Below are 7,129 nucleotides of genomic sequence, written 5' to 3' on the forward strand. Positions count from 1 at the left end.
CAGAGTTCACAGAGCGTTTCTGCTAATGTTGGCATGAATAAGGGACAACAAGTAGCCTACATCCTTCTTATAGGGGTATCTCGGTGATTACTCCCCTTCCCTTCGGGGAGGGGACGGGGGAGGGGCCACTACTTGCTTTGAATGCTGTGTACTCTGTTCTTCTGTGTTCTCTGTGAGAAAAAGAACATTTTTGAGACTCGCTGGGGAGTTTTTTCTCTCACAGAGCGCACAGAGTTCACGGAGCTTTTTGGCGCACATTTCGAGCCCACAGAAGGCCTCCGGCATACAGAGAACACAGAGGCCTCACCCCCAACCCCTCTCCGAATGGAGAGGGGAGTAGTATGTGAGGTTACCCCTATTGGCCTGCTACTGATAGGAGACAGGCCGCTAAACATCTGGAGGACATGGAGGGGTATCTCGGTGATCACTCCCCTCTCCATTCGGAGAGGGGCTGGGGGTGAGGCTTCAAATGGCCTTCGGCATACAGATAACACAGAGCGTTACTGCTACCGGAGGAGGTGAAGTCTTTGAAAGATGATATGCAATGAGCCAATAAAAAACATTACATTAATTGGCTTCTAACTCCCTTAATAAGGAGGAATAATATCTTCTGCTATGATGTTCGTAAACTACATGAAATCAGAGGGTTATGAGGTGTGTTGGAGAAGGGCCTTTTCAAGGGACAAGAAGGGCGTGTTCTATTGGCAAGAAGAGCATGTTCTCGTACGTAGAAAGGCATGTTCTTGGAGCTTGAAAAGCATGTGTTGAAAATAAGGAGTGCGAAAGATGTTTACAAGTTTGGACTTGCGTAGTGACAGGTAGGTGCTGGCGTAGTAGCAGGTTGAGTTGAGAATAGTGTCAGATAGGTGCTTGCGTAGTAGCAGGTTGAGTTGAGAATAGTGGCAGATAGGTGCTTGCGTAGTAGCAGGTTGACGTTGGCGTAGTGACAAGATAGGGTAGGGTCGGGGATAAGTGAGGATTGGACTTGTTGGCTATCAAGCTCATATATCGTGCTCTACCATAGATCGCCTATACCATAGGGCTTTGTTTCGTTGATATTTCTCTCCCATGCTTCCGTTAAGAAGGGATAGACCAGGACGGGCTTGCTGACCAATCTGCCGTCCTTCGTAAGTTGCTTTTCGTCAGCGACAGAGGCCTTGGGGATGTAGATCTTCAGCGGTTGGTCTACGTTAGAGGAAGGCAATGAAAGGAGATAAACATCCTCTTCTAATAGTTTGCCATCATGGAGTAAGGTGAATTGATAGGATGTGTTCGACTTTAAGGAATCGATGGGCAGCTGGCTTATTGTGGGCGTGTGCCGATAATTAGGGTAGTGATTACGCACCCATGCAGGGAGCTGCTTGTGGATAAACAGCCAGTCGCTCTCTGTGAGTGGGAGGGGTTGTGGATTTAAGAGCTTATATTTCCCGATAATCTTATAGCCCCTATCCAACCAACTATCGACGACTACGGGACCCATACCGTTCGTGCATACGTACTTTGGTCTTGTCGTTTTCCAAACAAGAAAAGCGATAATGAGCGTGCAAAGTATCGACGAAATGATAAGAAACTTTCGTGGTAATCTATATAAAAACAGCATCGTTTCTGAGATTGATAAGACTTTTTTACCTCCTAATTCCTCAATGATCTGAATGGAGAACACATAGAAGAAACGGTACTAAAGAGGACTGTTCGGTGGCTTGTCGAATAGTGAAACCTGCTTTGTTAAGCGTTGGAAACAAGCGAAACAGACTAAGCATCGACTTGACAAATGTACGAATAAAAATCGACAACAGCCTTTCTTTGGACCGAATATTTCCTGTCATGGGTGGTCGGAGACGGCCGTCAGTCTGCTTGCCAATAAGATGTTCGTAGCGTGAGGGACATTGGTAGGCAAAAGAAATGGCGAGATAAACGTCTTATAATCAGCTGATAACGCAGGAAGAAGGCGTACGACAGTAGGGCTGTAGTGCTTGATGAACAACATCGTTCAGCCTGTTTATGTGCCCATTCTCACCATCGGTATCAGATAGAAAATTGTCTTTTCGGGTCCATAAGATAGTGGCCCCTCCCCCAACCCCTCCCCCGCAGGGAGGGGCGTAATATGTGAGGTTACCCCTACAAGACTGCCATCAAAGAACATAATGAAGCCTACATCCTTTTTATAGGGGTATCTCGGTGATCACGCCCCGGCCTTTGGAGGAGGAGACGGGGGAGGGGTTTATACCTTTCTTCTGTGTTCCTCTGTGAGAAGCAGACGTTTTTCTGTTTCATACTAAGAGTTTGATAACCTGCATAAATACTATAGTTTCATATACATAGAGTACTAAAAAAAGTAGAGTAACACGCTCATCTGTTACTCTACTCTTTCTTAGTTCATCTGTTACTCTGTCTTTCTAATATCCTGCCAGAGCACATAACTTGTCGACTTGTTACCTCGTCTACTCATCAACTGGGTACTTGTTCTCCTGTTACTCTGTCTTTCTAACATCCTTCCAGAGCACATAACTTGTCGACTTGTTACCTCGTCTACTCATCAACTGGGTACTTGTCCTCCTGTTACTCTGTCTTTCTAATACCCTGTCTGAGCACGTATCTTGTCGGCAGGCCGGCCCTGTCCCCCTCTTACTCTATCTTATTTAATGAGCAACTTCTTACCATTACGGATGACAATACCCCTGTGGTTCTTGCCAACAGAGCGGCCTGTTAGGTCGTAAGTGGTAGTGGCGTCTTGATGAAGAGTCAGACTACTAATACCCGTAGAAGTCTTTTTAACTTCTGTCGGGATGAAGGTTGAGCCACCATCCTTACCCCCTGTCCAATAAGCGAGGTTGTTATTAGCACGATAGTTGAGGCCGTAGCCCTCTGGATTACAGATGTAGAAGCCCGCCTCATCATTAGGGCTAACATTCAAGAACCAGCCACTTGTGTAGCCTGTAGGAAGTTCGCTTGCTGACTCAAGGGTAGCGAAGGTGAAGCCACCAGTATTACCTGAGCCCTTTGGAGAAGCCGACGCAAGCACATGTGTAGGTCCTACTGACTTATTAATAAGGTGGAATCCGCCGTAAGGGTCACCTGTCAATGCCCAGAGCGCAGCATCCGTGTCAGTGTCAGACTGGTCTATGAAGTAGACATTCGGAGCGTAGGTTCGTGAAGAGACCCACTTTGGCTGTGAGCTAACCTTTAGGTTATACCAAGTCGTGTCAGTAGCTGTTGCAACCTTCATCGGACCCGTCCACACGGCATTAATACGTACGGTGGCAGGGAGAGAGGTAACGGTCTGTGTATCAGAAGATAGTTCTACGAAATCTCTGTTGAGGCTTTCGGGAATCGTCACCGCCCCCGTCTTGGCACCATTGACAGCCGTTGAATAAACAAACTTATTGTTGAAATAAACCTCGTAGGTCAAGGTTGTCTTCGCATCTATGAATATTCCTTCAAGCGAAACATCGCCATCAACCATCTCAGCAGGCAGGGTGAAGGTGCCATCTTCATTGAAACGCTCACGTGGAACGAGCTCGTCAACATACTGATAGGTGCCGTGGCTGAGACTGTCGCCTGTGAGGTTGTAGCCATGACGTACCCTTAAGCCATTGAAGTTGAACCCGTGTTCGGGCTTCATCTTGATGGTGAAGGGTTGTCCGAATGGTATGCTGAGGTTGTTGAGTTCGGTGTCATCAGCCGCAACGACCTTTCCGTTGAGTGCACCTTGGGTAATCGTCACATTGTCACCATGCACATTAAGGCGAATGTCCATGGCTCCTCCGCCATTATTAATAATGTGGTTGTTAGCCTCGATACTACCTCCTGCATCCGAAGAGTTCCAATCCACCTTGTAACGAATGCGGTAGAAACCATGCTGAAGGGTGTCGGGAAGGGTGAAGGCCGGCATGGAGAGTGTGTTACGACCATTGCCTGAAATCTCCGTACCAGCACTGTTAAAGCCGCTGTTCTCGTCAGATGCGGATAGGAAAGAGTAGGCCATCAATTCGTTGCCAGCGTCAGGAACAATCTGTCCTGCCTCCACCTTCGGTTCAAAGCGCCCGTTGTTGTTCAGGTCAACATATACATAGCTGTGCATCCAGATGCCCTTATACTGAACAGCCGGGGTGAGTGTCTCGCCCGGTTTGGCCCAGAAAGCCCGCTTGCTGAGGTAGGTGTAGGCTGGAGTAGACGACGAGATGTCGCCATAGACAGCTATGGTTTGATTGCCGAGGCTGATACCCTTGAGTCCACGATCAGTTCTTGTGCACTTCTGATCTTTGTTATAATTCATCGGATAGTCCTCACGGTTGGTTGTTGTGAAGGCCTCGTTGTTCACGACGATATTATCGATATAAGCAAGGAAATCATCTTTAAGACCGTTGGAGTCCTCACAGTCGACTACAACTACAAGACTATGGATGTCAATACCACCTGCCCCTTTGACAGGGAAGACGGCATCTACCCACTTGTTAGGCTCTATCTCCTTTGTAGAGAACTCCCAGAACTGCTCTGTATCAGCACTCTGGCCGGGTCGGTCGGTACGTTTTCCGAGTCCGATGAGCATGGTGCGTCCCGCTTTCGGCTTGTGTATCATCACGTGAACATACTTTGTTTCCTTGGTCAAAGCGAAGGGCTGCTTAAGATCTATGCGTGCACCGAATGTGTTTGAGCCGTAGCGTGAACGCTGGAAGCCCAACACCTTGTCTGAAGTATTCGGTGTAGACTTCAATACATCATCATAGTTTTTATCGATATTGCTCACCACCTGCACGTTACCTTGCAGTGTTGCGGGCTGTCCGTCATGGCTACGGAAAGGCGACTTCAGCCATGTGTCGTAGACACCAATAGCCTGATAGTCTTGGTTCTCGAAGTCTATTCTAACCTCATCTGTGGTCTGTGCGTGAAGTAATGAGCTGCAGAACAATAGGCCACAAGCTGCTAATATATTCTTTTTCATACTGTTTCTCATGTCAAAGGATTAATAAATGGCAATCTCACTCATAACAGGACAAGCCTTGGCGTCCTTGATGTGTATGCGAATAGCACGTGCTTCATAGCCCGAACCATAGCTGTTTGCGGTGCTTCCATTAAGCGGGATGATGCGCTTATAGCCTATGGTAGTCTGCTTCACCTTATTGGCAAGTGGCTTCCATGTGCTGCCATCGGTGGTGTACTCAACTGAGAAGCTCTTGACACGTTGCCCAAGTCTGACGTACTCTTGTAGTGTCACGTAGCGAACAGTCTGTGGATTGTTCCATTTCAAGGTAAGGGTAACATCCTTCACGTCGTCTTCTGCGGCCCAGTAAGTGTCTGGGTTTTCGTCAATAAGGTTGTTTGCAGCGTAGGAACGGGTTGCGCCATGGGCACGCGTACTGCTTGCCTCGATAGTAGCCGACTTGGCAAGGTTGGTCTGGAAACGGCTTTTTAGCATCTTACCAAACTCTTTCAATCGACTTACTTGGTCTTGTGGGAGTTTACCACTCCTGTCGGGAGGACAGTTAAGGATGAGGGTTGAGTTGCGACCCACCGTCTCTAAATACATCTGGAACGTGCGTTCTGCCGTCATCGGCTTGCTTTTTTGACTCCAAAACCAGCCAGGGTTCGTAAACTTAGCATCGCTCTCACCAGGCAACCAGAACCATCCGTTCTCCGTACCATACATACCATTACGCTCAGGAGCAACACCTCTATTCTCGTTACACCAGTTGGTCTCGCCTGCCCATCCGTCTTCGTTACCAATCCAACGGGCCTCACCACCGACACCCCAAAGGATGATGTTTGGGCTAAGCTTGTGTATTGAGTCACGGAGGTTAGGCACGTCATAGTAGGTGGAACGGTCTATATGGATGGTAGTATTCTTACCTCCATAGTAGCCATCACCGCCGTTAGCACCGTCAAACCACATCTCGAACTGGTCTGACCCATATTTTGCCAACTCAGCACACTGCTTTAAGAAGACGTCTTTCACATAGCTGTCAGTACCATACTGACCGTTGTTTCTATCCCAAGGCGACACGTAGAAGCCATATTTCATGTGTAGTTCTTGTGCTGCTTTGGCAAAGAGTTCGGCAATGTTAACGCCTTGTGCGTTAGGACTCGACGAATGAGATATATTATAATCGGTAGACGCTGTGGGCCATAAACAGAAGCCATCATGATGCTTAACGACTGCAATACCACCCTTCATGCCGGCTGCCTGCACAGCCTCCAACCATTGTCTCGGGTCTGGTTTCTCAGTCGGAGCAAAGCTGTTAGGGCTCTCGTTGCCCTTTCCCCACTCCTCATTAACGTAGGTATTCATGCCATAATGGAAGAAAGCATAGAACTCTGTCTGCTGCCACTGCCATTGTCTGTCAGAAGGAACAGGGAATACTGGACGCGGCTCGTTCTCTGGGTTCGGAGCAACTTGCGTCTGAAGCGTCATAACGGTAGGGTTCTGAGCATAGCTCGTAGCCGTCGCCGTTAGTGCAAGTGCGGTTAGCACACCGTGTAGAAATCGGTTGTTCATATTAGGTTTATTAGTTATGCAGCACCTTGAATGTTACATTTTTATAAGTATTTGATTGACAATGTATAGTTTAGGTAATATCGTCATTGGGAGTAGCTTACATGCCCCCGTGCTGCTGTATGAAAACATTAAGCCACTCAAAAGATGTCCGCAAATATACAAATTAATTCTTATATTCGTGTCATTAGGACTATAATTTATTTAAGGGGACAGTAGCCTCACCCCCAACCCCTCTCCGAATGGAGAGGGGAGTGGTATGTGTGGTTACCCCTATTGGCCTGCTTGCATACTTTGTAGAGGTTTTTCTCTCACGCTGGGGAGTATTTTCTCTCACAGAGCTCACAGAGTTAACAGAGCCTTTTGGCGCACTGTTTCGAACTCACAGAAGGCCTTCGGCATACAGAATTCACAGAACGTTATAGCCAAAGAAGGGTGTTGGGTGATGGGTGTTGGGTGTTGATGATTAGCCAAAGAAGGGTGTTGGGTGATGGATGTTGGCTGTAATGTTCTGTGTTATCGGTTGACTTGATGTCTCTGTGGAATGCTGTGTGTTCTGTTCTTCTGTGTTCTTCTGTGAGAAATAGAACGCACCCACTCTATGAGATGACACACAAACAACTCGCTGGGGAGTTTTTC

At 47.6% G+C, this 7,129-nt stretch carries 4 protein-coding genes; all 4 read right to left on the reverse strand.

Annotation, left to right across the window (positions count from 1 at the left end; all coding sequences use genetic code 11):
- Positions 1-1,015: 1,015 nt before the first annotated feature.
- The 4 genes from HMPREF0666_RS00880 to HMPREF0666_RS00890 all read right to left on the reverse strand — a co-directional run bounded on the left by HMPREF0666_RS00880 (position 1,016) and on the right by HMPREF0666_RS00890 (position 6,493).
- Positions 1,016-1,480 carry a hypothetical protein gene (locus tag HMPREF0666_RS00880; RefSeq protein ID WP_009010392.1) on the reverse strand — a complete coding sequence of 155 codons (465 nt, stop codon included), beginning with the start codon at positions 1,478-1,480 and terminating at the stop codon, positions 1,016-1,018.
- Between the two features lie 342 nt (positions 1,481-1,822).
- Positions 1,823-1,987, reverse strand: coding sequence for a hypothetical protein (locus HMPREF0666_RS17200; RefSeq protein WP_157600217.1), 165 nt, complete (start codon positions 1,985-1,987; stop codon positions 1,823-1,825).
- Positions 1,988-2,635: 648 nt separating this feature from the next.
- A complete protein-coding gene (locus tag HMPREF0666_RS00885) occupies positions 2,636-4,942 on the reverse strand; it encodes a hypothetical protein (RefSeq protein WP_042855808.1) in 2,307 nt (768 codons plus the stop codon).
- 21 nt (positions 4,943-4,963) lie between these two features.
- Positions 4,964-6,493, reverse strand: coding sequence for an alpha-L-fucosidase (locus HMPREF0666_RS00890; protein ID WP_009010394.1), 1,530 nt, complete (start codon positions 6,491-6,493; stop codon positions 4,964-4,966).
- Positions 6,494-7,129 lie beyond the last annotated feature (636 nt).

This window comes from Prevotella sp. C561 (assembly GCF_000224595.1).
In the GTDB taxonomy this organism is placed as follows: Bacteria; Bacteroidota; Bacteroidia; order Bacteroidales; family Bacteroidaceae; genus Prevotella; species Prevotella jejuni.